This is a genomic window from Dokdonia genika (assembly GCF_042652845.1).
Taxonomy (GTDB): domain Bacteria; phylum Bacteroidota; class Bacteroidia; order Flavobacteriales; family Flavobacteriaceae; genus Dokdonia; species Dokdonia donghaensis.
Genome location: NZ_JBHSHB010000007.1, coordinates 381,561 through 406,884, shown reverse-complemented (window position 1 = coordinate 406,884; position 25,324 = coordinate 381,561). Strand labels below are relative to the sequence as shown.

Annotated in this window: 27 protein-coding genes; 14 read left to right on the top strand and 13 right to left on the bottom strand. The window is 39.5% G+C overall.

From position 1 onward, the window contains the following. Positions 1–13: 13 nt before the first annotated feature. On the bottom strand, positions 14–1,666 hold the full coding sequence (locus ACFO5T_RS02785) for a DUF1501 domain-containing protein (RefSeq protein ID WP_380031854.1): 1,653 nt from the start codon (positions 1,664–1,666) through the stop codon (positions 14–16). Positions 1,667–1,675: 9 nt separating this feature from the next. After that, entirely contained in the window at positions 1,676–3,133 is a 1,458-nt protein-coding gene (locus ACFO5T_RS02780) for a DUF1800 domain-containing protein (protein ID WP_380031852.1), read from the bottom strand. A 113-nt stretch (positions 3,134–3,246) separates the two neighbouring features. Between ACFO5T_RS02780 and ACFO5T_RS02775 the strand changes: the two genes are divergently transcribed. Both ACFO5T_RS02775 and ACFO5T_RS02770 read left to right on the top strand, forming a co-directional pair. Beyond that, positions 3,247–4,146 (top strand): S66 peptidase family protein, encoded by a 900-nt coding sequence (locus ACFO5T_RS02775; protein ID WP_380031850.1) that lies wholly within the window; start codon positions 3,247–3,249, stop codon positions 4,144–4,146. A 7-nt stretch (positions 4,147–4,153) separates the two neighbouring features. After that, positions 4,154–4,513, top strand: coding sequence for a YraN family protein (locus ACFO5T_RS02770; RefSeq protein WP_013750503.1), 360 nt, complete (start codon positions 4,154–4,156; stop codon positions 4,511–4,513). Positions 4,514–4,527: 14 nt separating this feature from the next. Here ACFO5T_RS02770 and ACFO5T_RS02765 read toward each other — a convergent pair whose 3' ends face one another. Both ACFO5T_RS02765 and ACFO5T_RS02760 read right to left on the bottom strand, forming a co-directional pair. Then, the gene (locus ACFO5T_RS02765; RefSeq protein ID WP_380031847.1) at positions 4,528–5,352 is read right to left on the bottom strand and encodes a helix-turn-helix domain-containing protein; all 825 of its coding nucleotides are present in this window, start codon (positions 5,350–5,352) and stop codon (positions 4,528–4,530) included. Positions 5,353–5,526: 174 nt separating this feature from the next. Beyond that, positions 5,527–6,450, bottom strand: a complete 924-nt coding sequence (locus ACFO5T_RS02760) for a LysR family transcriptional regulator (RefSeq protein ID WP_380031845.1) — start codon at positions 6,448–6,450, stop codon at positions 5,527–5,529. A gap of 89 nt (positions 6,451–6,539) precedes the next feature. Here ACFO5T_RS02760 and ACFO5T_RS02755 point away from each other — a divergent pair, with 89 nt between their 5' ends. The 5 genes from ACFO5T_RS02755 to ACFO5T_RS02735 are packed head-to-tail and all read left to right on the top strand — an operon-like array spanning position 6,540 to position 9,389. Continuing rightward, positions 6,540–6,788 carry a hypothetical protein gene (locus tag ACFO5T_RS02755; protein WP_380031843.1) on the top strand — a complete coding sequence of 83 codons (249 nt, stop codon included), beginning with the start codon at positions 6,540–6,542 and terminating at the stop codon, positions 6,786–6,788. 30 nt (positions 6,789–6,818) lie between these two features. Beyond that, positions 6,819–7,127 (top strand): hypothetical protein, encoded by a 309-nt coding sequence (locus ACFO5T_RS02750; protein ID WP_013750507.1) that lies wholly within the window; start codon positions 6,819–6,821, stop codon positions 7,125–7,127. A gap of 30 nt (positions 7,128–7,157) precedes the next feature. Next, on the top strand, positions 7,158–8,120 hold the full coding sequence (locus tag ACFO5T_RS02745; protein ID WP_380031841.1) for a sodium-dependent bicarbonate transport family permease: 963 nt from the start codon (positions 7,158–7,160) through the stop codon (positions 8,118–8,120). 47 nt (positions 8,121–8,167) lie between these two features. Continuing rightward, complete coding sequence (locus ACFO5T_RS02740) at positions 8,168–8,479, top strand: hypothetical protein (protein WP_035326020.1); 312 nt, start codon at positions 8,168–8,170, stop codon at positions 8,477–8,479. A 25-nt stretch (positions 8,480–8,504) separates the two neighbouring features. After that, a complete protein-coding gene (locus tag ACFO5T_RS02735) occupies positions 8,505–9,389 on the top strand; it encodes a YitT family protein (RefSeq protein ID WP_380031838.1) in 885 nt (294 codons plus the stop codon). Between the two features lie 45 nt (positions 9,390–9,434). On the opposite strand, the gene ACFO5T_RS02730 is transcribed toward ACFO5T_RS02735, so the two are convergent. Genes ACFO5T_RS02730 through mfd form a run of 4 tightly spaced genes read right to left on the bottom strand, consistent with a single transcriptional unit; the run spans position 9,435 to position 14,244 of the window. Further along, positions 9,435–10,115: a DUF2490 domain-containing protein gene (locus ACFO5T_RS02730; RefSeq protein WP_380031836.1), complete on the bottom strand. Its 681-nt coding sequence runs from the start codon at positions 10,113–10,115 to the stop codon at positions 9,435–9,437. 2 nt (positions 10,116–10,117) lie between these two features. Beyond that, positions 10,118–10,660, bottom strand: coding sequence for a hypothetical protein (locus tag ACFO5T_RS02725; protein WP_380031834.1), 543 nt, complete (start codon positions 10,658–10,660; stop codon positions 10,118–10,120). Between the two features lie 46 nt (positions 10,661–10,706). Further along, on the bottom strand, positions 10,707–10,853 hold the full coding sequence (locus ACFO5T_RS02720) for a hypothetical protein (RefSeq protein ID WP_169816456.1): 147 nt from the start codon (positions 10,851–10,853) through the stop codon (positions 10,707–10,709). After that, positions 10,846–14,244 carry a transcription-repair coupling factor gene (gene mfd, locus ACFO5T_RS02715; RefSeq protein ID WP_380031832.1) on the bottom strand — a complete coding sequence of 1,133 codons (3,399 nt, stop codon included), beginning with the start codon at positions 14,242–14,244 and terminating at the stop codon, positions 10,846–10,848. The genes ACFO5T_RS02720 and mfd overlap by 8 nt, the downstream gene beginning before the upstream one ends. A gap of 185 nt (positions 14,245–14,429) precedes the next feature. Here mfd and ACFO5T_RS02710 point away from each other — a divergent pair, with 185 nt between their 5' ends. The 4 genes from ACFO5T_RS02710 (at position 14,430) to ACFO5T_RS02695 (ending at position 17,576) form a co-directional block, all read left to right on the top strand. Continuing rightward, entirely contained in the window at positions 14,430–14,930 is a 501-nt protein-coding gene (locus tag ACFO5T_RS02710; RefSeq protein WP_035334941.1) for an RNA polymerase sigma factor, read from the top strand. A 4-nt stretch (positions 14,931–14,934) separates the two neighbouring features. Continuing rightward, positions 14,935–15,543, top strand: coding sequence for a hypothetical protein (locus ACFO5T_RS02705; protein ID WP_380031830.1), 609 nt, complete (start codon positions 14,935–14,937; stop codon positions 15,541–15,543). Between the two features lie 265 nt (positions 15,544–15,808). Then, complete coding sequence (locus ACFO5T_RS02700) at positions 15,809–16,102, top strand: MauE/DoxX family redox-associated membrane protein (protein WP_380031828.1); 294 nt, start codon at positions 15,809–15,811, stop codon at positions 16,100–16,102. A 124-nt stretch (positions 16,103–16,226) separates the two neighbouring features. Beyond that, positions 16,227–17,576 carry a dihydrolipoyl dehydrogenase family protein gene (locus ACFO5T_RS02695; protein WP_380031826.1) on the top strand — a complete coding sequence of 450 codons (1,350 nt, stop codon included), beginning with the start codon at positions 16,227–16,229 and terminating at the stop codon, positions 17,574–17,576. On the opposite strand, the gene ACFO5T_RS02690 is transcribed toward ACFO5T_RS02695, so the two are convergent. Both ACFO5T_RS02690 and pdeM read right to left on the bottom strand, forming a co-directional pair. After that, positions 17,573–18,373, bottom strand: coding sequence for a tryptophan-rich sensory protein (locus ACFO5T_RS02690; protein ID WP_380031824.1), 801 nt, complete (start codon positions 18,371–18,373; stop codon positions 17,573–17,575). The two genes, ACFO5T_RS02695 and ACFO5T_RS02690, sit on opposite strands and share 4 nt — an antisense overlap. A 63-nt stretch (positions 18,374–18,436) precedes the next feature. Then, entirely contained in the window at positions 18,437–19,069 is a 633-nt protein-coding gene (gene pdeM, locus ACFO5T_RS02685; RefSeq protein ID WP_380031822.1) for a ligase-associated DNA damage response endonuclease PdeM, read from the bottom strand. On the opposite strand from pdeM, the gene ACFO5T_RS02680 reads away from it, so the two are divergent. Next, a complete protein-coding gene (locus ACFO5T_RS02680) occupies positions 19,049–20,260 on the top strand; it encodes a lycopene cyclase family protein (protein ID WP_380031820.1) in 1,212 nt (403 codons plus the stop codon). The two genes, pdeM and ACFO5T_RS02680, sit on opposite strands and share 21 nt — an antisense overlap. Before the next feature lie 4 nt (positions 20,261–20,264). Here ACFO5T_RS02680 and ACFO5T_RS02675 read toward each other — a convergent pair whose 3' ends face one another. Both ACFO5T_RS02675 and ACFO5T_RS02670 read right to left on the bottom strand, forming a co-directional pair. Beyond that, complete coding sequence (locus ACFO5T_RS02675) at positions 20,265–20,936, bottom strand: haloacid dehalogenase type II (RefSeq protein WP_380031818.1); 672 nt, start codon at positions 20,934–20,936, stop codon at positions 20,265–20,267. A gap of 62 nt (positions 20,937–20,998) precedes the next feature. Further along, entirely contained in the window at positions 20,999–21,766 is a 768-nt protein-coding gene (locus ACFO5T_RS02670) for a tellurite resistance TerB family protein (protein ID WP_380031816.1), read from the bottom strand. Between the two features lie 197 nt (positions 21,767–21,963). Between ACFO5T_RS02670 and ACFO5T_RS02665 the strand changes: the two genes are divergently transcribed. Continuing rightward, positions 21,964–22,377, top strand: coding sequence for a BrxA/BrxB family bacilliredoxin (locus tag ACFO5T_RS02665; RefSeq protein WP_038597964.1), 414 nt, complete (start codon positions 21,964–21,966; stop codon positions 22,375–22,377). A gap of 140 nt (positions 22,378–22,517) precedes the next feature. After that, positions 22,518–23,174 carry an HD domain-containing protein gene (locus ACFO5T_RS02660; RefSeq protein ID WP_380031813.1) on the top strand — a complete coding sequence of 219 codons (657 nt, stop codon included), beginning with the start codon at positions 22,518–22,520 and terminating at the stop codon, positions 23,172–23,174. A gap of 72 nt (positions 23,175–23,246) precedes the next feature. Here ACFO5T_RS02660 and ACFO5T_RS02655 read toward each other — a convergent pair whose 3' ends face one another. Next, positions 23,247–25,175 carry a S9 family peptidase gene (locus tag ACFO5T_RS02655; RefSeq protein ID WP_380031811.1) on the bottom strand — a complete coding sequence of 643 codons (1,929 nt, stop codon included), beginning with the start codon at positions 25,173–25,175 and terminating at the stop codon, positions 23,247–23,249. Positions 25,176–25,324 lie beyond the last annotated feature (149 nt).

Sequence of the window (25,324 nt, the reverse complement as noted above, 5' to 3'; positions counted from 1 at the left end):
TACATAAAACTGCTTATTTTACAAGAATACTCTTACTGTATTTTTTACCCGAAAACTGAATCTGATAGATGTATTGTCCCGTAAACAATCGCTTATTAATGCGTTCTTTAACATTAAACTTTTGTGGTCCTTCGTACATAAAGTCATTTACCACTGTACCCACTTCTTGCCCTAGTAAATTGTATAAGGTAACGGTCACCTTTGCCGTGCTGTTCATCGTAAACTCTATAAAAGTGTCATTACCCTGCACACTGCTCCAGTGCTGAAAAGTATCTGCTATATCAAAACTTCCAGAAGAGAGAGACTCACAGTCAAAACCTAGGTCTACACTCTCAAAAGATTGCCCGAGCAACACCTCATCTACCAGCCCGCCATCTATACATAGCCATTGCTTAAGCATTGTAGCATATACTTGTCTAAAATCTGTACCATATTTTAAATTTCCTACTTGATCTGGATCTTGTAAATCTGGATGCGTACCCACAAAACCATTGCCCTGCATCGCTGGGCCAAAAACCATAACAGGCGATGCCGCCCCGTGGTCTGTTCCATTTGATCCATTTTCTTCTATACGACGCCCAAATTCTGAAAAAGTCATTGCCACCACATTAGTATGCATACCGCTTGCCTCAAGATCTGTAAAAAAGTCTTTCATACCACGAGCTACTTGCTCCATTCTATTATCGTGTGTTTGTTGCTGGTTTGCGTGGGTATCAAAACCGCCTAGCGTCACTAGATATACCTTGGTACCTAGACCTCCTTTAATCATTCTTGAGATAATAGCGAGTTGTCTCCCTAAGCTTTGCGTATCATACTCAACGGCATTTGTAGCATTTTCATAAGCCTCGTTTATGGTACTTGCGTAGGTAAATGTCGTGTTAGTCATACCACGCATAAATTCTAACTGCTCACCAAAGGTGCATCCCGGTACATCTAGCACATCGTGTAGCACCCCATTTTCGGCAATGCTAGAAAGTTGCGCAGGATTTGCTACAGAAAATGCATAGCTATTATCTACCCCATCAAAAATGAGATTACCTTGACTCCCTATCTGTATAGCCGCAGGAATCTCTGGCGGATTAATAAGAAAATCTGGATATAAATTTTCAAAATAACGCCCCAGCACGCCCGTCTCCTCATAGTTTACAGCATCTCCAGATGCCCAGATGTCTGAACTTCTAAAGTGTGACAGATTTTGATCTGGATAGCCTACACCGTGTACCACACGCATTGCACCATCTCCCCATAATGACTGTAAGTCTACCATAGATTGTGGTATCCCAAAATCTGCATTGAGGTTGTACAAACTGTTTTCTGTGTGTCTTATAGACGGTCTATTATTTGCATAAAAATCATAATCATAAACCGGCACAATCGTATTGAGACCATCATTACCACCTTTAAGACGTACTAGAACGAGTACGCGGTCTTCATTTTCGGCAGTGGTGAGCGCTGTTGTTAATCTTGAGGGTGCAGATGCTGTAAGATTTGTACCTCCTAGCATAATGCTTCCGCCACCTACTAGACCCAGAGCCTGCATAAAACTCCTTCTATTCCAAGTGCTGTGCTCATCATCGTGATGTGCGTCTTTAAGACTTGCTGTAGGTCCCGTTGCTGTTCTTTTTTTTGCTTTCGCGAAAGCGTGATTCTTATCGTGAGTACACATAGGGCGGGGTTATTTGAGTTGAAATTCTGGCATTCTGAAAATATGGTGAATAAGCAAGATGGTTTGATATGCCGCCGAATCAAAATTCCAGTTCCATATACCATCTTCCCAGTAATTTTCTGGTGTTTCCCATTTAAAAATAGCCTCTGCTATCTCATAATCTGCCTCTGTGTACAGTGGTCGTGATAAAAAGTAGTCTACTATTGTTTTTGTAATTACCACTGGGTCTGTACTTGAGTTTGTAAGGGCTTGCGCAAAATCTCGATATTGATACCCGGTCTCTAGCCAGAAATTCCAACTTAGGTTCTCAAGGCTTAGCCATCTCCCGGTAAGAGTGCTAGAGTTTATCCAGTCGTGGTTGCCCTGCCAGCCAGCTACATCTATAGGTTGAAATAAATTTTGACCCAGCATATCTGAGATATAATTTGCATAACTCGCAAAGCCATCATCTGTATCATTATAGGTAAAATCTAGCTCGTTATAAAAGGTCATTATAAGGTCATACGGACTTTTTACAATCATCCCTATCGCATCTTGATCAAAAAAATGCTCGCTCTTAAAAAGCATCTCTAGTACTGGCTCAATCTCCCAGTTTTGGTCCATAAATAGCGTTGCCATTTCTGCTACGATAGCATCATTTATGTCTGGGCTTACAAAGTATGTGTATAGTTTAGTACAAATTGTAGTGGCTATAATGCTCGCTTTTTGCTCAAAGAGAATATCTATCACATCATCATATCCCCAGGGACCTGTCTGTCCAAAAATTGTCTTTTCTGAACTGTCAAAGGTGCTCTCATCAAATGTGATGGCGGCACCGTACTCTACCCAGTGGTTATATCCCGTGAGCGCTCTAGAGGTCTCTTCTATATCTTGCTGTGTGTAGCCATTACCTTCACCTAGTGTAAAAAGCTCATAAAGTTCACGCGCATAGTTTTCGTTTGGGTTTTGGCTAGAGTTTTCAAAACCGTTGAGAAAAAGAAGCATCGCAGGGTTAAGCCCCATCTCTCTTACGAAGGTTTTAAAATTACCTAAGCAATGCGTTTGCAGTATATTCCAGTATTGAAAAGTATAAGGTGCGTAGAAGTAGGTTTCTATTTGCGTCACAAAATGATTGAGCCAAAAAAATGTGAGACGCCCTTTTAAGTTTTTATCTCTTATATCTTTTGCCGCTTGTCTATACCACTCGCTTATAAACTCGTTATTTTCTGTATCATAATCATTAAAGTCACTTAAATCCCAATAAGCCCAAGCAGGTGCAGGGGTGTTAGGCGTGGTTTGAGCTTCTAGTAACAGTGTGTCTACAACTTCTTGAGGCGTTTGTGACAAGGCCGCATCTAGCACTGTAGTCGTGGCACCATATGCGAGCCTTTTATACAAGTGTTTTACCTTCATAACATCCCAAGGGTTACCTGTGCTAGGTACATATGGGGTTATGGAAGCTGTGTTGCAAGAGGAGATAATTTCCATAAGGGGTTGATTTAGAGCACCTCAATATAACTAAAAGTGGGGACTTAGGTAAATGATCATTATAAACCCAAAAAGTTTAAATGTTAGTATATTGAGGTGTGAAAAATAAATCAATGGTTACACCTCCATATCTTAGATACGGCGATAAAGTCGGAATAGTTGCCACGGCACGTAAAATTTCTAAAAAAGAACTTGAAGAGGGCATCACACTTCTTAAAAATTGGGGTTTAGTTCCCGTGTTGGGTAACACCATAGGCCTAGAAGATAATCAGTATGCCGGGACAGACTTTGAGAGAGCACAAGACTTTCAGCAAATGATGGATAACACGGAGATTAAAGCTATCTGGTGCGCTCGCGGCGGCTACGGGACAGTGCGCATAGTAGATGATCTAGATTTTTACAAGTTTGTCAAATACCCAAAGTGGGTAGTGGGTTACTCAGATGTGACAGTTTTACATAGTCACATTCATAAAATAGGCTTCAAAACGATACACGCAACGATGCCGGTATCTCTTGAAGATAATACCGCTTTCGCGAAAGCGTCATTAAAACAATCGCTTTTTGGCGAGCAACCTAACTTTAGTTATGACACTACAAATAAACTCAACAGAGTAGGCGCTACAAAAGGCACACTAGTGGGCGGAAACCTGTCTATTCTTTACAGCCTGTGTGGCAGTAGCTCTGATCTTGATACGGCTGGTAAAATCTTATTTATAGAAGACCTCGATGAGTACCTCTATCACATAGATAGAATGGTAGTCAATCTAAAACGCAACGGGATGCTAGATCACTGTGCGGGTATGGTTGTGGGTGGTATGACGAAGATGCACGATAACAGAATCCCTTTTGGGAAAACGGCTCAAGAGATTGTGCTAGATGCTGTAAAAGAATGTGACTTTCCAGTAGCTTTTGACTTCCCAGCAGGTCACGTAGATAATAATAATGCGTTGAAGTTGGGGAGTGAGATTGAACTTGTTGTTACTCAAAATGACACTAAAATAACCTACCTCTAAACAGCTGATGACCCCAAAAGAACTAGGCGAATACGGCGAAGAACTAGCAACCCTGCATTTAATAAAGCAGGGTTACACGATTCTTGAACGTAATTGGTTTTTTGGAAAAAATGAAGTCGACATTATCTGCCAGAAAGAGGAAGGCATCCTCGTTGTGGTAGAAGTAAAAGCACGTAACTCAGATTTCTTTGGCGATCCGCAGAGTTTTGTGAGTACTGGTAAGCAAAAGTCTATCGTAAAAGTGTCAAATGAATATGTACTAGAAAATGACCTAGATGTCGAAGTACGTTTTGACATTATCGCAGTACTCAAAAACTCAAAGCAAGAACGCCTTGAGCATTTTGAGGATGCGTTTTACTTTTTTTAAAATGATAGTTCTTATTAGCCTACTTGTTTTTTGATCATATCAATCGCCTTTAAAATAATAAGGATATTAAACACTTGGGCCACGATACTTAATGGCAGTGCTACAATGGCCAAAATTATGGTACAAAAAAACACACCTAGTATAATATACCCGATACCTGTACCTTGAGACAAGGCTCCTAAACCTTTAAGCTTATAAAGCGCATATCCAAAAACGAGAAAAGCCACACCATACAAAACTGAGGTGATAATACCATAAGCGATATCTGAGATATACGTGCCGTGTACATCTATAATGGTAATTAAGTTTGCAATAATCTCGACCGTGATAAACACAAGTGCAGCCGCTTTTAGTATACTCGCCTTAAAGAGGTTTCCTATTAAAATGAAAGCCCTCATATGAAATATAAAAAATACGATTGCAAAAAGAGCTAGCAGTCTAAAGCCCGTATCTCCAGCAAAATATACATTTTCAGTCTCGTAGTGATAAGTGTCAAAAATTTGAAATATAAACACGATCATACTCAAAATACCAGCAACCCAGCCTATGTGAAGTTGTTTAAATAGATATGATACATCCTTACTTTCATCTATTTCAAAAAGCATTGCCTTTTTTACTTTGGCCTCAAAAATGGTGTCTTCTTGTAAGTCATCTAGATCTCTATCTAGCGCAGAGAGAATGGTTTTAATCGTGTAAACACGTGGCATTGTTTCGCCAGCTTCTATGCGCTGTATGGTGCGCACAGAAATATTACATTGTGCTACAAGTTCTTCCTGCGTTAATCCCTTTTGCTGGCGCAGTTCTAAAATCTTTTGTCCTAATTCTGGTTGTTTCATCATAAATGTTTTGCCTTGTAATGATGCGCATCAAATGTACAAGAAGTTCTACACTGCAATAGTATGGCTCATTTATGATTTGTTTCATTTTTTGAGCAGTATTTAACCCGACATTTGCACGTCACTTCAGTAAAGACAACGTTTTGCACGTTTTACGCTTTCGCGAAAGCGTACCCTTTAATACGTATCTAACCACCCAAAATGCTTCTCATTGAGCGCTGTTTTATGCTCCTCGAGGTAACTCACAAAGGCTTGTGCGGTGGGAGAAAGCTGCTTGCTTTTTTGCCAGATGAGATTCCAGTGTGTGGTGATAGGCAATCCTATACTGGGGATGATTTGAGCATCACCACTCGTAAGTGCATTTTTAAGCCCCACTAGCGGGAGTATAGAAATCCCTATTCCAGAAATCACTGCTTGCTTTACCGCCTCGTTTGAGGTAAGCTCTATTTTTTTACGAGTAGGAAGTTGTCTGTCTGCAATATAATTTTCCATAGCTGCTCGTGTTGCAGATCCTTTTTCTCTATACACCACGGGTAGCTTATCAAAATCCTTTTTTGAAATGGTTTTACCTGAGTACGTGTGCTGCCTCCCTCCTACTAAAAATAGTTTGTTAGGGATGAGTCTCACTTTATCTATCGCGATATGATCTGGAACTACAGATACCAGTGCAAAATCTGTTTCGTTTTTTTCAAGATGACGCACCACTCTGGTCTTGTTTGTCACATCCATCTCTAGATCGACACCAGGATGCATATTCATAAAATCTGTGATGTAATAGGGCATCAAATATTTACCCGTGGAGACGATGGATATCTTTAATTTACCCGAGAGCTGACCTTGATAAGCCATCGTTTTGTAATTAATTGCATCTACTTCGGCAATTATTTTACGTGCTGCAGCTGCAATTTCCTCACCAAAATCTGTTACAAATAATTGTCTCCCCACAACTTCCGTAAGCGGAATAGGAAACTGATTTTGAAAGTTTTTAATCTGTATCGAGACCGCTGGCTGCGTGAGATGTAGCTCCTCTGCAGCTTTTGTGATGCTTTTAAATTCTGTGACCTTCAAGAAGACTTGAAGCTGGTGCAATGTATAATGCATTAGAATTATTTATGTAATTCATTATAAATATAAATAAAAATATATGAACTCTAGCCCACATCTTTGCACCATCAAAACAATGAGAACCTATGTTACAAAAACTAAAAATTGACTCGTTTAGAAATGACAGGTACACACCTCAAGAGATCAAGACCAGTATAACCATAAACTGGACGGCTCTATTTTTTGTCTTAAAAAATTTGATGCTACTTGCTATCCCTATGGTAGCCATTACACTCTCCATTTTTTCAGACTACCTGTTCCTTAAAGAAATTCTATCTGCTAGTTTTTTAATAACCCTTCTAGTGTTTATAAACATTGCTAGTAGAGCATCTTAATCTCTTATTCATTTAAAAAAATCATTTACTATGAAAACATTACAAACAGAAACTGCAACAATGACAGATCAAAAAATCAACCTCATAGATGGAGTATTTACAGCAACCGAAGCTGGAGATATCTTACACGCAATGCTTGATAAGAAGATCAACTTTCACAAATTACAACGCTTAAGCCGCACCGAAGGTAACATAGATGATGCCTGTGAGTATGATAGTGGACGTATTATAGAGCTACTAGATGAGAAAGGAAAATTAAAAAGCTTTTTAAGTGACGTGCGTGCAGATGGAGGTAAACTAGAAATAAAAAGCACTGTAGAGATACGCATCAAAAAGTAATTACCACACTAAGACACCTAATCCTCTTTTATGGACTTACATCTACTGGTTGATAACTTGACCAACCCTGCACTCTTATTTTTCTTTTTAGGATTACTAGCGGTACAACTCAAAAGTGACTTAGCCATACCGCCTAGTTCTTCAAAGTTTATTTCTCTTTACCTCCTACTTTCTATAGGATTTAAGGGAGGACAAGAGCTCGCTCACTCAGCGTTTAATATGGAGATTGTCTGGTCATTAATTTTTGGAGTAGTCCTTGCTCTTTCAGTTCCCCTGTATGCGTTTTTTACGCTCAAAAAGCGCGTCGGAGTTCAAAATGCCGCGGCTATCGCCGCGGCATACGGCTCTGTAAGTGCTGTAACCTTTGTTACTGCAGTCGCTTATCTAGATATGGAGCAAATTGCATATAGCGGGTATATGGTTGCGGTTATGGCTATTATGGAAGCGCCGTCTATTATAATAGGAGTGCTTCTTATGATGCTATTTACGGCAAACAGAGACAAGACTATCTCTATGGGTAGTATTATCAAGCACTCTGTGACTAATGGGAGTGTACTATTAATTATAGGAAGTCTCGTCATAGGTTTTATGGCAAGCGATGCACAAGCACAAGGCATTGCTCCTTTTACCACAGATATTTTTAAAGGTTTTCTAGCTGTCTTTTTACTAGATATGGGAATCTCAAGTGGTAAAAAAATAGGAAGCCTAAAGGAGTATGGCGCTTTTCCTTATGTATTTGCAATCGCCGTTCCTATTGTAAATGGTATTATCGTGAGTTTACTAAGTGGTTTTGTAACAGAATCTATAGGTAACAGATTGCTCTTTGCCATACTTGCAGCAAGTGCCTCTTATATTGCAGTCCCTGCAGCTATGAAACTCGCTGCGCCTAAGGCAAACGAAGGCCTATACTTACCTATGGCGCTTGCCATTACCTTTCCCTTTAATATCACACTAGGGATGCCGCTTTACCTCTGCATTATAAACTGGAGTTAATATTTTTTAATCACGCTTTCGCGAAAGCGTACTCAAAATCTTACGTTATGATTCTCTCACAAAGCAATACCCTAACAGAAGATATAGCAGCAGCGAGAGTCGCAGGTTTTACCTCAGATTTTATGTATAGAGAGGGGCGTTTATTGTGTAGAACTAATAATCGCTGGTATCAAATAGAAGACCTCACACTTATAGAATATTGCAGGCACGAGGGAATGAATGACCCAGGGGATAGTTCGATTTTATTTTTGATAGAGACTAATGATTCAATAAAAGGTTGCCTTACGAGTGCCTATGGTAAAGATGCAGATACAGACCTCATAAGTTTTGTAATGAGCTTAGAAAAGAAAGAGAAATAGCTATCTTAACATAAAACCAAAAGGTATGGCAAAGATATTAAAATCACTTTCTGAGTATGTACAAATTGCTATAGGTATTGCTCTCGCGAGTATAGGCCTCAAAGCCTTCTTGCTTCCTAATGGGTTTCTGGATGGTGGAGCAACGGGTATCGCTATTTTACTAAGTAAAAAGTTAGATCTAGACATCTCCTTACTGCTCTTTATTGTGAGTATTCCGTTTCTGGTGTTGGGCTTTTATAAGCTTTCGCGAAATATTCTTTTAAAAAGCACGGTGTCCATCTTGATACTAGCAGTCCTTATAGGTGTTGAGTCATTTCCTATTATCACTGAAGACAAGTTGCTCATTGCGATTTTTGGCGGTATGTTTTTAGGAGCTGGTATTGGCATCAGTATACGCAACGGTGCGGTACTTGACGGATCTGAAATTCTAGGAATTTATGTCTTTGACCTTTTTGGTATAAGCATAGGTAAGACCATTCTGGCATTCAATATTGTTCTATTTATTATCACTGCATTAGTACTTAGTGTAGAGGTTGCTCTGTATTCCATACTTACCTACATCGTGACCGCAAAGTTTATCGATTTTTTTATTGAGGGATTTGAAGATTTTATCGGTATTACTATCATATCACCGTCATCTGAAGAAATAGAACAAAAGATTCTTAAAGAACTAGGCACTGGTATCACCGTCTATAAAGCGGCGGCAGGTTACGGCAGTACGGGTCAAAATAATGAACGCCGTGTGATACAAACCGTGATAAACCGTATACACCTGCGCAAAATACACAAGCTCATAGACTCCTGTGATCCCGATGCTTTTATCGTAGAGTTTGATGTGAATAATGTAAAAGGAGGAGTTTTAAAAAGGTATCTGAATCCTCAAAGTTCAAAAAAGCTGGCTAGTCTTTAGCGCTATTTAATAAATCACTACTTACGCTTTCGCGAAAGCGCAACCCTACAAACTCAAGTAGTATCCCAGATTTATCCAGAATCGATGATTTGCAGTAGCTTTAAGAAATGAATCCATACGGTAGTCTATGCCAATCTCTAGTTTATTTGCATCGTTTACATAATACCCCAAAGTAGGCACAAACCTGACCTCGAGATCTGTTGCATCTCCTTGAATTGAATATACATACTCGTTCCCTAGTTTTAAATACACTTCTCCCGGGTCTATAAACTCACCATTGAGCGATATATCTGAAGATAGTCTGTACCGCACTCTAAACTCAACTTTTTGCCTAGCATTAAATGTTTGATCTGTACGGAAGCGATGCCCCAAACGGAAACCAAAATAAGGTACGGTAAATGAGTACTGTTGTATCGCACGGTGTATAAGGTCCTTATCACGAAAACGAGCTAAATATCCTATTCCCACTTTTGCATCTACTCCCACAGTGCGCGTGGCAACGGTGGTGACATCTAGCAAGGAGTAAAATACATCTGTATCATTAGTACCCTTAAAATCGCCTTCACTTACTTCAAAACGTGGCGCAAATTCTACATTGATGTTCCACAGCTCATTGATTTTTGTGCCAATATTTACTTCTGGAAGTATACCCACTTCATAAAGCGATTGCCCGTAAAGCAACGTGCTCGTAAAAAATATGAGTATAAAGGATGAGAATTTAAACATACTCAAAAGCGTAAAATATTATCACGTCGTATGCTTACTTGAGACCTACTTATGAAGGCTCCTTTCTCGTTAAAAAGAACTTCATAACGCTTTGATTTTTTACCAGAATTACGTGTTTTTACAACGACCTCATAATGCGGAATGAGTGATGAGGCTACGAGCTTTTTTGCCGTCCTATTTATTATTTCTTTTACCGTATTATTATACTGCGCTTGTATTTTTTCTACCTTAAAATAATCAAATTCTTGCGTAAAATAGCTGGCTATCTGTTGTTTAGTACCTTCAGGCACATCTCCTAAGCCAATAACTATTTCTACATCTTCTAGCACACCATCTGTTGTAAACTCTACACTATGACGTTGTCCTTTATATTTAAATTTTGCTTCAATACTAGCACCATTATCACCTACTTCTTGTAGCCATTTTACAGAACGATTTATATTAAAGGTGGCAATAAAGTCTTTTGCTTTTTGCGGTACAAGCTCGGGTTTAATTCGGTATTCTCTTTCGGTTTTTACGGCATCTTGTACTTGCGCACGACTCACTGATGTCAGTAGCAAGACACAGATACACATTGAGAAAAAAGAATACTTAGTCCACACGATCTTCCTTTTTTGAGTTAAATAGCCATCCCAAGGGTAACCAAATCACAAAGAACAGAAACTTCCCAGTTACTAAACCTATAATAGTAATAATTGCAGCGATTACCGCAAGCGAAGTTTTCCAAGATTTACTCATCACTTCCTGAGATCTTTGCGCTTACTTTTTGAGTACTCGCTGGCATTAATGGTCTTAATAAAGCGACAACGTCATTTACAGTTTTTGCATCGTCAGATTTTAAGAGAAGTCTAAGTCCTTTAGACAGTTTCTTTTCTTTGATGCTCACGCGGTATGCATTTTCTTGTACAAACTTAAGCACACGGCCAAAGGTAGGACTCTGGTAAAAAGAGCTCTGCTGGTCTGCTATAAAGAAGCCTGTGAGTTTGCCGTTTTTCATTACTACTTTCTCTAGGCCTATCTTAGTTGCTACCCACTTAATGCGCACAGAGTCCAGCAAGTCTTCGGCCTCATCTGGTAAGGGTCCAAAACGATCTACAAGTTTTGCCTCAAAGGCATCAAGCTGTTCTTCGGTTTTTACATTATTCAGGTCAGTGTAGAGACTTAGACGCTCCGTGATACTATTTACATAATCATCTGGGAAGAGAAGACTAAAGTCGGTATCAAGTACGGTGTCTTTTACGTATTCTCTTTCTTCTTTCGCGAAAGCGGGATCATCTTTATACAGCTCTGCAAACTCATCTTCTTTGAGTTCATCTATGGCCTCGTTGAGGATTTTTTGATAGGTATCAAAACCTATTTCATTGATAAAGCCACTCTGTTCTCCTCCTAATAAATCTCCTGCACCACGTATCTCAAGATCTTTCATCGCGATATTAAAACCGCTTCCTAGTACAGAAAACTGCTCTAGCGCTTGGATACGTTTTCTAGCATCCTCGGTCATTACAGAGTATGGCGGTGTGATAAAATAACAGAAGGCCTTTTTATTACTTCGTCCCACACGACCACGCATCTGGTGTAGGTCTGAGAGTCCAAAGTTATTTGCATTATTTATAAAAATGGTATTTGCATTAGGTACATCAAGACCACTCTCAATAATGGTGGTTGAGACCAGTACATCAAACTCCCCATTCATAAACGAGAGCATTTTTGCCTCTAGGGCTTTACCTTCCATCTGGCCGTGACCTACGCCTACTTTTGCATCTGGCACAAGGCGCTGTATGAGGCCAGCGACTTCCTTTATATTTTCTATACGATTATGAATAAAGAATACCTGGCCACCACGTTGTATCTCATACGAGACTGCATCGCGTATCACCTCTTCTGAGAAGCGCACAACATTACTTTCTATAGGGTAACGGTTAGGTGGTGGCGTGGTGATGGTACTAAGATCACGAGCCGCCATAAGTGAGAATTGTAAGGTACGAGGTATAGGTGTCGCTGTAAGTGTGAGCGTGTCTACGGTCTCAGAGATAGTCTTGAGTTTATCTTTTACGGCTACGCCAAACTTCTGCTCTTCGTCAATTACTAGGAGACCTAGGTCTTTAAAAACAACATTTTTACTGGTGAGCTGGTGCGTACCTATCACAATATCTACCGCGCCACTCTCGAGGCCAGCGAGCACTTCTCTTTTTTCTTTGGCAGTACGGAAACGGTTGAGATACTCTACCGTCACTGGGAAACCTTTAAGGCGTTCTTTAAACGTACGCGCGTGTTGATAGGCAAGTATTGTGGTAGGAACCAGTACTGCTACCTGCTTACCGTTATCTACCGCCTTAAACGCGGCACGTATGGCAACTTCTGTTTTACCAAAACCTACATCACCACACACGAGTCTATCCATAGGGCGATCGCTCTCCATATCGCGTTTGACATCTTCTGTAACGCTGCTTTGATCTGGAGTGTCTTCATATATAAAACTCGCTTCTAGCTCGTGCTGCATATGGGTATCTGGCCCAAAGGCATATCCCTTTTGCAAGCGGCGTTTTGCATAGAGTTTTATAAGGTTAAAGGCTATATGTTTTACCTTAGATTTTGTTTTGGCTTTAAGCTTTTTCCAGGCTTGGCTTCCTAGCTTATATACTTGTGGCGGCTTACCATCCTTACCGTTGTACTTGGTGATTTTATGTAATGAGTGTATACTCAGGTATAAGATGTCACGCTCACCATAAATGAGCTTGATGGCTTCTTGCATTTTACCCTCAACGTCTATCTTTTTGAGTCCGCCAAATTTTCCTATACCGTGATCTATGTGCGTGACATAATCACCTACACTTAGATTAGTAAGCTCCTTGAGCGTGATGGCTTGCTTTTTTGCATAGCCATTTTTGATATTAAACTTATGGTAGCGCTCAAAGATCTGGTGATCTGTATACACCACCATTTTTGTATCATTATCTACAAAACCTTGATAAAGTGATAGCACAATGGTCTCATAGGACGATACAATAGCATCTGCATCATCAAAAATGTCTTGAAAACGCTTTGCTTGCTGCTCACTACTACAGGTGATAATATTCTTATAACCACGCTCGTGGTTATCATTTAAGTTCTCTATAAGGAGGTTAAACTGCTTATTAAAAGATGGCTGTGGCGCCACATCAAATGTAATGCTATGTTCTATCTCACCTACCTCTGCACTACTTCCTAAATCTATAGTGGTAAAAGAGTCTAGTTGCTCTTTTAGATTTTTGCCGTGACAAAAAAGCTCTTCTGGTGAGTTGCGTTTTACCTCTTGTGAGAGGTTTTCAAAAGCTTCTTCGGCTTTAGAAAAGTTTTGATCTGTACGGTCGTATAACAGGGACCTGTTTTTAATAAAAACGACTGTCTTTGCAGAGATATATTTTAAGAAACTAGCTCTTGTTTCTTCTAATGCCTTGTTCTCCACATTAGGCATTATGGATATTTTCTTTACTTGGTCTAACGACAGCTGACTCTCAACATCAAAGGTTCTAATACTATCTACCTCATCGCCAAAAAACTCTATACGGTACGGCCTGTCGTGCGAAAATGAAAATACATCTACAATACCTCCACGCACCGAAAATTCACCCGGCTCTGTTACAAAATCTACTCTTTTGAAACGATACTCAAAGAGCATCTCATTTATAAAATCTAGCGATATCTTATCATTTACAGTAACCTTGAGCGTTTGTCTATCTAGCTCCTTACGTGTCACTACTTTTTCAAATAACGCATCTGGATACGTCACGATAAGAGCTGGCTTTTTACGTGAGTTTACACGATTAAGCACCTCTGCACGCAACAAGATATTTGCATTATCTGTCTCCTCAATCTGGTAAGGACGCCTGTAACTGCCAGGGTAAAAGAGTACGTTTTCTTCCTTGCGCAAGGCTTCAAGATCATTGAGATAGTAAGCCGCTTCTTCCTTATCATTAAGAATTAACAATACGGGGCGCTCTTGGCCTTCAAAAAGCTGACTTACAGCAAAAGATAATGACGATCCCGTGAGACCTTTTGCTTGTATACGTTGAGAATGGGCAATAGCTTCCCCTAGTTTCTGCAGTGGCAGAGACTGTGCAAAGTGCTGTGAGAGTTCTGATTTACTCAAGAAATAAGATTTTTTACAAAGATAGTCTTGAGTACGCTTTCGCGAAAGCTTAAAAAGTAAATGGTTTCTTAAATTAAACAAACGTTTTGAACAGAGTAAATAAAATAAATTAAATTATTTTTCTCTAATTGTGATTTATTGAAATTTCCTGCGAATAATAAGGTATACCCAAAATACGAAACAGCTTGAATAAGCAAATTACATTTATTGACATTGTCAAAAGGCACAGAGGCATTTTATATAAAGTGATCACAATGTACTGTACAAACGATGATGATAAAAAAGACTTAGAACAAGAGATTCTCATCCAGATTTGGAAATCTTTAAGCTCTTATAATGATAGCTATGCAATAACCACGTGGTTGTATAGAATCTCAATGAATGTTGCTATCTCACATTATCGTAAAACGTTCAAGAAAAAAAGTAACACTGTACGACTAGATACAAGTTTACTTGAATTCACTCCAGCTCCTGAGACTAGTGAAGGGAGTTATGAGCAGGAGCGTTTAAGAAAATTGCTAGCTGGTCTCAATGAATTTGATAAAGCCTTAATGTTTTTATATCTGGAGGATAAAGACTATGAGGTCATTGCAGATATTTTAGGTATTACAAAAACAAATGTAGCGACTAAGATTAGTCGTATTAAAAACCGATGGAAGCAGGAGCTTTCATCTGCTAAAAACTAATATTATGAATATAGACGATATAAAAAATATTTGGAAAGAGGATATGAACCAATTGGAGGCTCGTGTACAATTCAATGAAAATAAAATCAAACAACTTGAACTTAACAAATCTCAGAGTAGCTTTAATAAGTTTTTAAACATATCGCTCGCAGGAAAAAATATGGCTCTCATTTATGCGATAGCTTCACTGTTTCTTATGTACAAATTATGGGGGAGTGCTTTTTATGTAGGAATTGTAAGCATTGGTGCAGCAGCAATGATTTTCTCATACATACAACACAGTCCTCTCAAAAAATTAAATATTGAGAGTCTAAGTATAATTGCACTTCAAAAGGAGGTAAGTAAATTTAGAATTCACACTGCAAAGACCGCTGTTTATGACCTATCAATAGTGGGTATATGGATGGCTACCGTAGGAGTGGGCTTTTATGCGTGGACTTCTGGAGGTAATCATACCCTTAATCTCGCAAAGGGAATATGGATTAGTGTTGCAATCCTTACTTGGTTCATTGTCGCTTATTTTGGAAGCAAATTCATTTATAAAGACATAGATGAAAAATTAAAAGAAAGTGAAAATATTCTTGCCAATCTGTCTAAGTACGAAACGAGCTAGTGTACTTGAACATATGCTAAAACCCAATACTGACTAGTATTGGGTTTTTTGCTTTCGCGAAAGCGCTATTTACTTTTTACCATTTTCATAACATTACACCTCTCTTCTATTTTCTACTTTTAAAAAATGAAACATTGGACAGACCATCAGCTAGCATTTGTAATTGCACGTATTACCATAGGCATCAACTTCTTATTACACGGGGTTGTGCGACTTCCTAAAATAAGGCTTTGCCAGCGGACTATCAAAAGGTTTTGAGGGAACAATGTTACCACCCAGTCTGGTGGAGCCTATCGCTTTTGCACTACCTATTGTTGAGCTTGTACTTGGCATCTTATTAATTATAGGATTTAAAACACGTCTTGCCGCAGCATTAAGTTTTGTATTAATCACATTATTAATGGCGGGAACTTCTTTTAAGGAAGATTGGGATCTGGTAGGCTCGCAAATGATTTATGTGATTTTCTTCTTCATTTTTGTTAAAAATTTACGTCACAATACGTTTGCAATAGACGGCACTTCTAAAAAGGTAGTAGACGGGTTTTCAAACCAGAAGTAATAATTTTTTTTACAGATTTTGAGAGGGTGGTGAATACGCTTTCGCGAAGGCGTGATTAAGATTTTACAATTTCCATAACACCCAAAGACAGATTACCACACTACCTTTATAACAAAAAGAAGGTATGGGATTTGAACATTATGACGTTTTTGTAATAGGATCGGGCAGCGCAGGTAGACAGGTGGCAACACGTTGTGCCAAAGAGGGAATGAAAGTAGCCATTGCAGATAATCGTGAGTATGGTGGCACCTGCGCAAATAGAGGTTGTGACCCAAAAAAAGTACTCCTTAACGCCAGTGAAATTATTGCTAGAACGAGCGATATGGCAGCTGTAGGCGTGACCGAAATCCCAAAAATAGACTGGCAAGCGCTTCAAAAATTTAAAGAAAAGTTTGTCTCTGCAATGCCCATAAAAACCGAAGAATCGCTAGATAAATTAGGGATTACAATGTACCACCAGTCGCCTCAATTTATAGAGGAAGGTCTTCTAAGCGTTGAGGGTAAAAAAGTAACGGTAGATAAGGTCGTTATTGCCTCTGGTCTTATCCCTAGACCGCTGCACTTTGAAGGTGCTGAGTTGTTTAAAACCTCAGACGATTTTCTTGAATTACCAGCCCTGCCAGAGAGCATTATCTTTGTAGGTGGAGGTTATATCGCTATGGAGTTTGCTCATATCGCGGCACGCTGCGGTGTAGATGTAACAATTATAGAACGTGGGGAGCGTGTTTTGAAAATGTTTGATGCTAGTATCACGGGGCTCTTAGAAGAAGAGTCTAAAAAAATAGGAATCAACTTTATTTTTAATGCAGATGTTATCCGCGCCGAAATGCTTCAAAAAAATACACGCGTTTTTTATACACGTGATGGCAAAGAGCAGAGCGTAAAAGCCGAAATGGTTTTTAATACCTCTGGACGTGTGCCCTCGGTAGATATGCTTGCGCTTGACAAAGGAAATGTAGCTACTACACCTAGCGGTATTAAGGTAAATGGGTATTTACAAAGCACTACTAATCCTAATGTATATGCCTGTGGCGATGTAGCAGACTCTGGTTCTCTGCCACTCACACCACTGTCTAGTAAGGAAGGTAGACACGTAGGTGTACAGCTAGCTACTGGAACACATACCAAATATGATTTTCCGGCAATACCTACAGCAGTCTATACCACACCACAGCTAGCAATGGTAGGTCTCACAGAAGACCAAGCAAAAGAGCAAGGCATTTCTTATAAAGTACTAAGTGAGCACGTGCCAGACTGGTTTAGTGTAAAGAGATTAAACTCAAAGAACTATTGCTACAAAACGCTTAAAGGTGAAAATGATGAGATACTTGGCGCCGAGATTCTTGCGCCAGAGGCGAGTGAGATGATCAACTTATTTGCAATGGCAATACAGCAAAAGTTAACCTGTACACAGTTTAGAGAGACGATTTTTGCATATCCTACATTTGCAAGTGATATGCAGAGTATGGTTTAATTATCAAGAAACCGTTCCTTGAATTTTAAATGAGGAGCGGTTTCCTTATTCTTAAAGGCGTGTAGCATTGTAATTATTACTAATACTACTGCTCCTAGTAAAGCGTAGTAAGCGATGCTCTCATATTGATCTTTATGTCTTATGAATATCGCTACAAGTGCCCACACAGCAACCAGCGCAAACTCTCTCATATTACGTAACCATACCATAAGTACATTTATAAGTACAGCCACAGTAATCATTACCATAGTCCACACAACCTCGTTAAGCTCTGTACCCTTTAGATCTATACTAGAAAAGAAGGCAGAGAAGTTTGCAATAGTAGCAACGGCTATCCACCCAGAGTAAATACAAATAGGCCACCACACAAGTCCAATGATCTCAATAGGAGCATCCCAACGTTCCATATTAGTGCGCCAAATTACGAGTAATAAGCTCGACAAAATTCCTAGCATAATAAGTACAGATAATCCTATGTAATCATACGTAAACGCAACCACCCAAGCTGCGTTAAGAAAATTTGCAATAGCAAACCACCAGCCAGTCTGTATAATAAATGGTGATTCTTTCTTGCTAAAAAAGGCACGACGTATTTGAAAAAGCGAATATCCTATGAGCATTAAGAAGATCACACCCCAGATAGAAAATGCATATCCTGCTGGAGTAAATAAATTCTCATACTTATCTGAAGCTTCACCTATCGTAGTATTATTCCAGCGCTGGGCTTGTGAGAGTCCGTTTACTGCGAGTACAAGCAATACAGATAGTGTATTTACAATTGCATATATTTTCTTCATAGCCATTATTTTAAGTAAAGTTACAGCCGTGCAAAGACTTGCTGTATTAACATAATCACAAATCTACTCCACAAGGATTACCTCCTCTGGAGTTACAACAAATACCTCATCACCAGCCTCTGGCTCAAGTATGTAGTTACCTGTAAACTCTCCAAAGGCAGGTAAAATAAGTTGGTTCTCCTTTTTAAAGAAACAAGGCAACTTCATTACTTGCCTTCCTAAACCCTTGAGTCTAACCCCGGGGTGTATGTGGCCACAAAAATTAAAATACCCCTCACGCTCCTCAGGGATGTGAGTGAGCAAAAATGTATCAATCACTCGCTCATCAAACATTTTTATACCTAATTGCTCAAAGCGCTCAGGATTTATGATGTCGTGATTACCGGTAACGAGTGTAATCTGAGCTGCTTGAGCATCAACCCATTTTTCAAAATAAAGCCATTCTATATTTAATGCAGAATGAAAAAGATCTCCCAAAAAACAAACCTCCTTGGGGTCACAACAAGAAATAGCCTCGTCTAGTAATTCAAAATTCTTGAGTATTGCCTCTTGTGGTACCGCGCTACCGTGTTTTCTAAAATGAGCCACCTTGCCTAAGTGTACATCTGCAATAAAAAGAATCTCTTGCTCCTCCCAGAACATTGTGCCCGTAGGTAAGAGTGTAAATGTGTTATTATGAATGCTCGTTTTTGTCACCTTACAAAGATACAGCACTCCATCTTTTACACGTATCTTTATCACGTGCAAACTCACTACGATTATATCATTCTGGGCGCTGGTCTTTCTGGACTTACTACTGCCTTGCGTATGGCAAGAGATCCCTTTTTTTCAAAAAAGAGTATTGCCATCATAGACCAAGACCTTAATAAAGGTAATGACCGCACCTGGTGCTTCTGGGAGATAGAACCTTCTATGTATGAAGCGATTGTTTCATATACCTGGCCTTCGGTTTTAATAAAAGGTGAGGGAGTGCATAGTCATATCGACATTGCGCCTTACACGTATAAAAAGATAGAAAGTGCTGGTTTGTACGCTTTCGCGAAAGCGGAATTATCGCAACATAGCAATATCACGTTTATAGAAGCATCTGTTAGCACTACAACCACACTAGATGGGAAAGCAACAGTAACTACAGACATAGGTATATTTGAGAGTCCTGCGGTACTTAATAGCATTTATAAACCCAGCCTGCTCAAGGAGCAAACGCAAGCTGTTGTGCTACAACAACATTTTATAGGGTGGTTTGTGAAGACTGAAAAACCTGTTTTTGACCCAAAACAGGCTATATATATGGATTTTAGCATTCCGCAGGAGGGAAATTGTAGGTTTATGTACGTCTTACCTACATCTACCACAGAGGCACTCTTAGAATACACCCTGTTTTCTGAAAAACTCCTCCCTAAAGCCGAATATGAAAACGCTATCAGAACATATCTCAAAAATCTAGGTGTAGACAACTATGAGATTATAGATCGTGAGCAAGGAAGCATCCCTATGACTACCTATGATTTTACACAGCACAACACACCACACGTACTACATATAGGAACTGCAGGAGGCTGGACAAAGGCGAGTACAGGGTACACATTTACCCACACGCTCAAAAAATCAAAGGATCTCATCGATTTTTTAAAATCTGACACTCCATTTACATCCTACAATATTAAAAACAGGTGGCATTTTTATGATGCGGTATTACTAGAGGTGCTTACAAAGCATAACGAGCAAGGCGCCTCAATTTTTACCAGAATGTTTAAAAAGGGAAAAGCTGCTCATATTTTTAGATTTCTGGATGAAGAGTCGTCCCTCGCAGATGAATTAAAAGTGGTGTTAAGCGCACCAAAAATTCCCTTTCTCAAAGCCGCCTTGAAAGTTATTTTTAAATAGCGAGTTACTTGATTACACTTGCTAGTTGACTCAAATCATCTACCACATAATCTGCCTCTGGCACAAGTGGGTATTGCTGTTTACCAGGTCTATTTATAAAAGCTGTTTGCATACCTACGCTTTGCGCTCCGGCAATATCCCATCCGTGTGTAGCAATCATCATTGCATTTTCTGGTAATACACCCATAGTAGTCATAGCCCAGTTATATACTTCTGGCGCCGGTTTAAATTTTTGAACGGGCTCACAACTAAGCAAGGTGTCAAAACAATCTGCAATACCCGCAAATTCTAGTTTTTCTTCAAGACCTTTTTGTGAAGAGTTAGTAAGCGCTACAAGTCTAAAACCTTGTTCTCTTAATGCTAGCAGCGATGTTCTTACCTCGCTATAAGGCTTAAGCGTTTTAAAGGGTTTTATTACAGCTGCTTCTGCTTGCTGTTTTGTGAGTGAGATATCATTACCAGCAGCTACCATCTGGAGTGCGGCTACGCCTATCTGGCCAAAACCTTTATAAGCCTCAATCGTATTTGCCACGAGTGAGTAATGCAATAAGGTGCTGAACCATAGTGAGACAAGCTCTCGTCTATTACCTAGTGCAGTGGTGATTTTTTCTTTTAAGAAACTAAGATCAAGAAGCGTCTCATTTACATCAAAAAATAGGATAGATGGCTTTTTCATTATGTCTTTTTAAACAAAGTTAAGCAGCCACAACGCAAAGAACTCTTAAAGAAATAGTAAGATTACATACCGCGTTCCCTCTGGATTTGCTCGTAAGCCTCTTGTACATTACGGAATTTCTCTTCGGCGCCGGCTCTGTAGGCTTCGTCCATATCCATAAGTTTATCTGGATGGTACTTTTTAACCATTGTTCTAAAGGCTTTCTTTACCTCATCATTACTAGCAGATTTATCTATCTCTAAGATTTTATAGGCACTGTCTGCTTTCTTAACAAACATATTTTTTATACTCTCAAAATCTTGATGATTTATTCTAAAATATCCTGCTATAGTACCTAGCACATTTACCTCTGGCTGGCTCACTTGACCATCTGCCTGTGCAATGCCAAATAAAAAGTGTAAAATTTGTAATCGCACCTCATAACGAGTACGACTATTGAGGTAGGTACATATACGTGTGGCAGAAATCTCTCTATCTTTAATTACAGTATTAAAGGTTCTAAAAGTCGCATTTGCACGCTCTTTACCATAAGCTCTCACAAAATACTGTCTGGCATAGTCTAGCTCGTTCTGACTTACCTTCCCATCTGCCTTTATGACTATAGAAGCAAGTGATAGCAAGTTGAGCTCAAAATCTCCTGGAGAAACACTTTGCTGTGTAGCTTGTTCAAAAACGGTTTTAAAACGCTGGCCTGTACTACCGCCTTGACCCGTTTTTTTCCCCTGGTCCATAAACATATCTACAGCACTACCTAGAAAGTATCCTATTACAGCTCCAAAAAATCCACGTCCCAAAAAGTAACCTACTACAGCACCTATATATTTAATCATACTTACATTCTATTCTTATCCCGCAAATTTACGGGTTCTAACCATTAGACGTGAGGACTTTTTAATTGTTACGCCATCCCGCCATACTTACCGCCTCCCTCATAGAAATACGATTTGTTTGTGTAATAATCTGCCATTTTTTCCGTCTTAGTATCAAGGTATGCTTTTTGTATATTTGTATTCAAAATAAATTGATTATGTATCCACCAGATTTAGTAAAACCAATGCGTGAAGACCTTACCAGAAATGGCTTCACAGAATTACATACAAAAGAAGACGTAGAAGCTGCAATGAAAAAAGAAGGTACAACCCTTATGGTTGTAAACTCTGTTTGTGGTTGTGCTGCTCGTAACGCGCGTCCAGCTGCTGTACACGCAGTTGTTAACGGTAAGAAGCCAGATAACATCTATACTGTATTTGCAGGAGTAGATGGAGAGGCTACAGATCTTGCCCGTTCTTATATGGTCCCATTTCCTCCATCTAGCCCATCTATGGCACTTTTTAAAGACGGAGAGCTAGTACATATGATAGAGCGTCACCACATTGAAGGAAGACCTGCAGAGATGATTGCAGAAAACCTTATGGATGCTTTTGAAGAGCACGCAAGCTAGTACAACACTTCTTGTAACAATATGAAGACCGCTTTTATAGAGCGGTCTTTTTTTATACACGCTTTCGCGAAAGCGCACTTGTTACTCTCCATAAATCTCACGAACTTTAATCCATATTTATAGCATTATTAAATTATAGTATGAGCCAACAGCAAACTCTTATAGAAAATACCATCACCTTTGTAAAAGCAACCCTAGCAAATGCCGAAGGTGGTCACGACTGGTTTCATATAGAACGTGTTTATAACAATGCAACGCACATTGCAAAAGGTGAGCCTGTAGATGAACTCGTAGTTGCACTAGGAGCCTTGCTACACGATATTGCCGATTCAAAATTTTTCAACGGAGATGAAACCGTTGCGCCAAAAATGGCAACCGAGTTTCTTATAAGTCAAAACTGTGACAGCGCCGTTATAGAGCACGTGGTGCAGATTATAAAAAATATCTCTTTTAGGGGTGGTAATAAGGCCCAAGAGTTTACCTCGCCAGAGCTAGATGTTGTACAAGATGCAGACAGGCTAGACGCTATAGGTGCCATAGGCATTGCTCGTACGTTTAACTATGGCGGTTTTAAAAACCGCAAACTGTATGACCCAGAGGTCAAACCACAGTTAGATATGACTGTAGATGAGTATAAAAAGAGTTCCGCTCCTACTATCAATCATTTTTATGAAAAACTACTCTTACTCAAAGACCGTATGAACACAAAGACCGGAAAAAAAATTGCCGAAAAACGTCACGCTTATATGGAAGGTTTTCTGGAGCAATTCTACCGTGAGTGGGAAGGCTCAAAATAAACCTAGCGAGCATTTAATAAAAAAGCCCTAAGCATCATAAGTGCTTAGGGCTTTTTAACTCTTACTAAATATTTATTTAAGATGCGTTGCAAAGAAGCCCATCATCGCTTTATACAGCTCTAGGGTATTTTCTTCTTTACCAAAGCCGTGGCCTTCATCATACTTTACCATATAAGGCACCTCAACCCCTCGTGCTCGTAGCTGTGCTACTATTTGGTCTGCCTCATCTATATTAACCCTAGGGTCATTTGCTCCCTGTACCACAAAAAGAGGTTTTACAATTTTATCTACGTGTAGTGCAGGAGATACCTCATCCATTATTTTCTTCTCTTCTGGCTTGTTTGGGTTATACCATATGGTATGTAGCATATCACGGTACTTCTCCCAGTAAGCCGGTATCGTACCCATAAAGGTGTGCAAATTACTCACCCCTACATAGTCTACACCGCAGGCATATCTTTCTGGTGTTTTTGTCATACCACGCAGCACGGCATAGCCACCGTGGCTTGCGCCATAAATGGCTACTTTATCTTTATCTATTGCTCCTAGGCTTACCACATAATCTACACCATCTTCTACATCATCCATCGCTTTGCGGCCTATCTGGCCAAAACCAGAGGTATAAAACTCCTTACCATACCCTCCAGAAATTCTAAAGTTTACGTGTAAGGTCGCATAGCCACGACTAGCAAAAAGTTGTGCCTCTGCATTAAAACCCCAACTATCACGTATACCCTGAGGCCCACCGTGAGGATTTACGATCATAGGCACTTTTTCTCCCTTTTTGATATCATTTGGCAAGGTGAGATACCCGTGTAGGGTCACACCATCTCTACTGGTAAAAGTAATAGGCTCCATAGCAGCCATATCTTCCTCCTCCAGTTGTGGGAGTATTTTATAAAGCAAGGTAACTGTATCCTTTTTTACATCATATAAATGGTACTCACCTATAATGCGGTCACTAGTTACTACGACCATCATTTTATGCTCATCGTCTGTTCTTCCTACTACATAGAAATCTTTGTTGCCAAAATCTTTTTGTAATCGTGCCTGCACTTTTTTATAAGTTTCACTTACAGGTACAATGACTGCCTTCTCACCGTTATGTGAGTAGTAATCAATCTCGTAATTGCGCTTTCGCGAAAGCGTAATCCCGCTCACATCATACGTATCATCTCTATACATTGTCTCGAGCACCTTATTTGCTTTTAAGTCGTAACGTTGTATTTCTATCTTATCTGTCTCGAGATTTGAGATTACATATGCCGCATCTGGATTATCTGACGCATAATCAAACCGAATAATACCAAAGGACTCTCCAAAGGGAACTTCCATTATTTTTTTGAACTCACCATCTATATTATAGAAGAGCTCCATATCGACACCGTTTATAATCTTTGAGATAGCTCTTAGGTTTCCATCTTTGTCAAAATCGTATCCAGCTACAGGGTTATCTCCTTCCTTTACGGTATACAGCTTCTCTATAGCGCCCGTTTTAATGTTGAGTTTATAAGGCTCTTCTTGGGCAGGGTTGTCCTTATTCATTTGTACGATTACGTGGTCTTCATCTTCTTTGAGCGTGGCAAGAACGCCTACGCGCACATTATCAAATGGCGTGAGCTCCTCATTACCACTACCATCTAAGTTTACGCCAAAGAGGTGGTAATTTTCATCACCGCCCTTATCTTGAGAGTAGACTATTCTATCTGGGCTCGCCCAGAAGTAGCTACGTATTAGATCTTCTTGCTGCTCTACAAGCAATAGCTCCTCTTGAGTGGTTGTATTTTTTAAAAACAAATCACGTTTACCGTCCTCACGACGCTTCATATACGAGAGATAATTTCCGTCTGGAGAGAGTTTAAAAGCGTACGCCTCTGGCGTCTGAAAGTAATCTTCTACTTTGTATTTAAAATCACCATCTTCCTGAGCGATAAGTTTTGTAAGATCTGCTGCGGTAGATGGGAGTGCTGTATTACCTGGTAGTGTTTTTTCTGTCTTCATTAAATCTGTTTGGTATAAGGTATCAAGATATGTAGACACCTAAGATTTGTTCTTCTTTAAGAACAACAAGATACTAGATTTTAAAATGCTTAGCTGTTATAGAAATCTTATTTTCTAGAATTGAAAGGTGTGCTCTTATAAGCATACAA

Bases quoted from the DNA above. Each gene is read 5' to 3' on its own strand.
- ACFO5T_RS02735 (WP_380031838.1), top strand. From the start codon at position 8,505: ATGGCAAAGATATTAAAATCACTTTCTGAGTATGTACAAATTGCTATA.
- ACFO5T_RS02785 (WP_380031854.1), bottom strand. From the start codon at position 1,666: ATGTGTACTCACGATAAGAATCACGCTTTCGCGAAAGCAAAAAAAAGA.
- ACFO5T_RS02745 (WP_380031841.1), top strand. From the start codon at position 7,158: ATGGACTTACATCTACTGGTTGATAACTTGACCAACCCTGCACTCTTA.
- ACFO5T_RS02770 (WP_013750503.1), top strand. From the start codon at position 4,154: ATGACCCCAAAAGAACTAGGCGAATACGGCGAAGAACTAGCAACCCTG.
- ACFO5T_RS02665 (WP_038597964.1), top strand. From the start codon at position 21,964: ATGTATCCACCAGATTTAGTAAAACCAATGCGTGAAGACCTTACCAGA.
- ACFO5T_RS02765 (WP_380031847.1), bottom strand. From the start codon at position 5,352: ATGATGAAACAACCAGAATTAGGACAAAAGATTTTAGAACTGCGCCAG.
- ACFO5T_RS02760 (WP_380031845.1), bottom strand. From the start codon at position 6,450: ATGCATTATACATTGCACCAGCTTCAAGTCTTCTTGAAGGTCACAGAA.
- ACFO5T_RS02730 (WP_380031836.1), bottom strand. From the start codon at position 10,115: ATGTTTAAATTCTCATCCTTTATACTCATATTTTTTACGAGCACGTTG.
- ACFO5T_RS02700 (WP_380031828.1), top strand. From the start codon at position 15,809: ATGTTACCACCCAGTCTGGTGGAGCCTATCGCTTTTGCACTACCTATT.
- ACFO5T_RS02705 (WP_380031830.1), top strand. From the start codon at position 14,935: ATGAATATAGACGATATAAAAAATATTTGGAAAGAGGATATGAACCAA.
- ACFO5T_RS02675 (WP_380031818.1), bottom strand. From the start codon at position 20,936: ATGAAAAAGCCATCTATCCTATTTTTTGATGTAAATGAGACGCTTCTT.
- ACFO5T_RS02655 (WP_380031811.1), bottom strand. From the start codon at position 25,175: ATGAAGACAGAAAAAACACTACCAGGTAATACAGCACTCCCATCTACC.
- ACFO5T_RS02755 (WP_380031843.1), top strand. From the start codon at position 6,540: ATGTTACAAAAACTAAAAATTGACTCGTTTAGAAATGACAGGTACACA.
- ACFO5T_RS02775 (WP_380031850.1), top strand. From the start codon at position 3,247: ATGGTTACACCTCCATATCTTAGATACGGCGATAAAGTCGGAATAGTT.
- ACFO5T_RS02740 (WP_035326020.1), top strand. From the start codon at position 8,168: ATGATTCTCTCACAAAGCAATACCCTAACAGAAGATATAGCAGCAGCG.
- ACFO5T_RS02680 (WP_380031820.1), top strand. From the start codon at position 19,049: ATGAATGCTCGTTTTTGTCACCTTACAAAGATACAGCACTCCATCTTT.
- ACFO5T_RS02720 (WP_169816456.1), bottom strand. From the start codon at position 10,853: ATGAGTAAATCTTGGAAAACTTCGCTTGCGGTAATCGCTGCAATTATT.
- ACFO5T_RS02660 (WP_380031813.1), top strand. From the start codon at position 22,518: ATGAGCCAACAGCAAACTCTTATAGAAAATACCATCACCTTTGTAAAA.
- ACFO5T_RS02690 (WP_380031824.1), bottom strand. From the start codon at position 18,373: ATGAAGAAAATATATGCAATTGTAAATACACTATCTGTATTGCTTGTA.
- ACFO5T_RS02670 (WP_380031816.1), bottom strand. From the start codon at position 21,766: ATGATTAAATATATAGGTGCTGTAGTAGGTTACTTTTTGGGACGTGGA.
- ACFO5T_RS02780 (WP_380031852.1), bottom strand. From the start codon at position 3,133: ATGGAAATTATCTCCTCTTGCAACACAGCTTCCATAACCCCATATGTA.
- ACFO5T_RS02695 (WP_380031826.1), top strand. From the start codon at position 16,227: ATGGGATTTGAACATTATGACGTTTTTGTAATAGGATCGGGCAGCGCA.
- ACFO5T_RS02750 (WP_013750507.1), top strand. From the start codon at position 6,819: ATGAAAACATTACAAACAGAAACTGCAACAATGACAGATCAAAAAATC.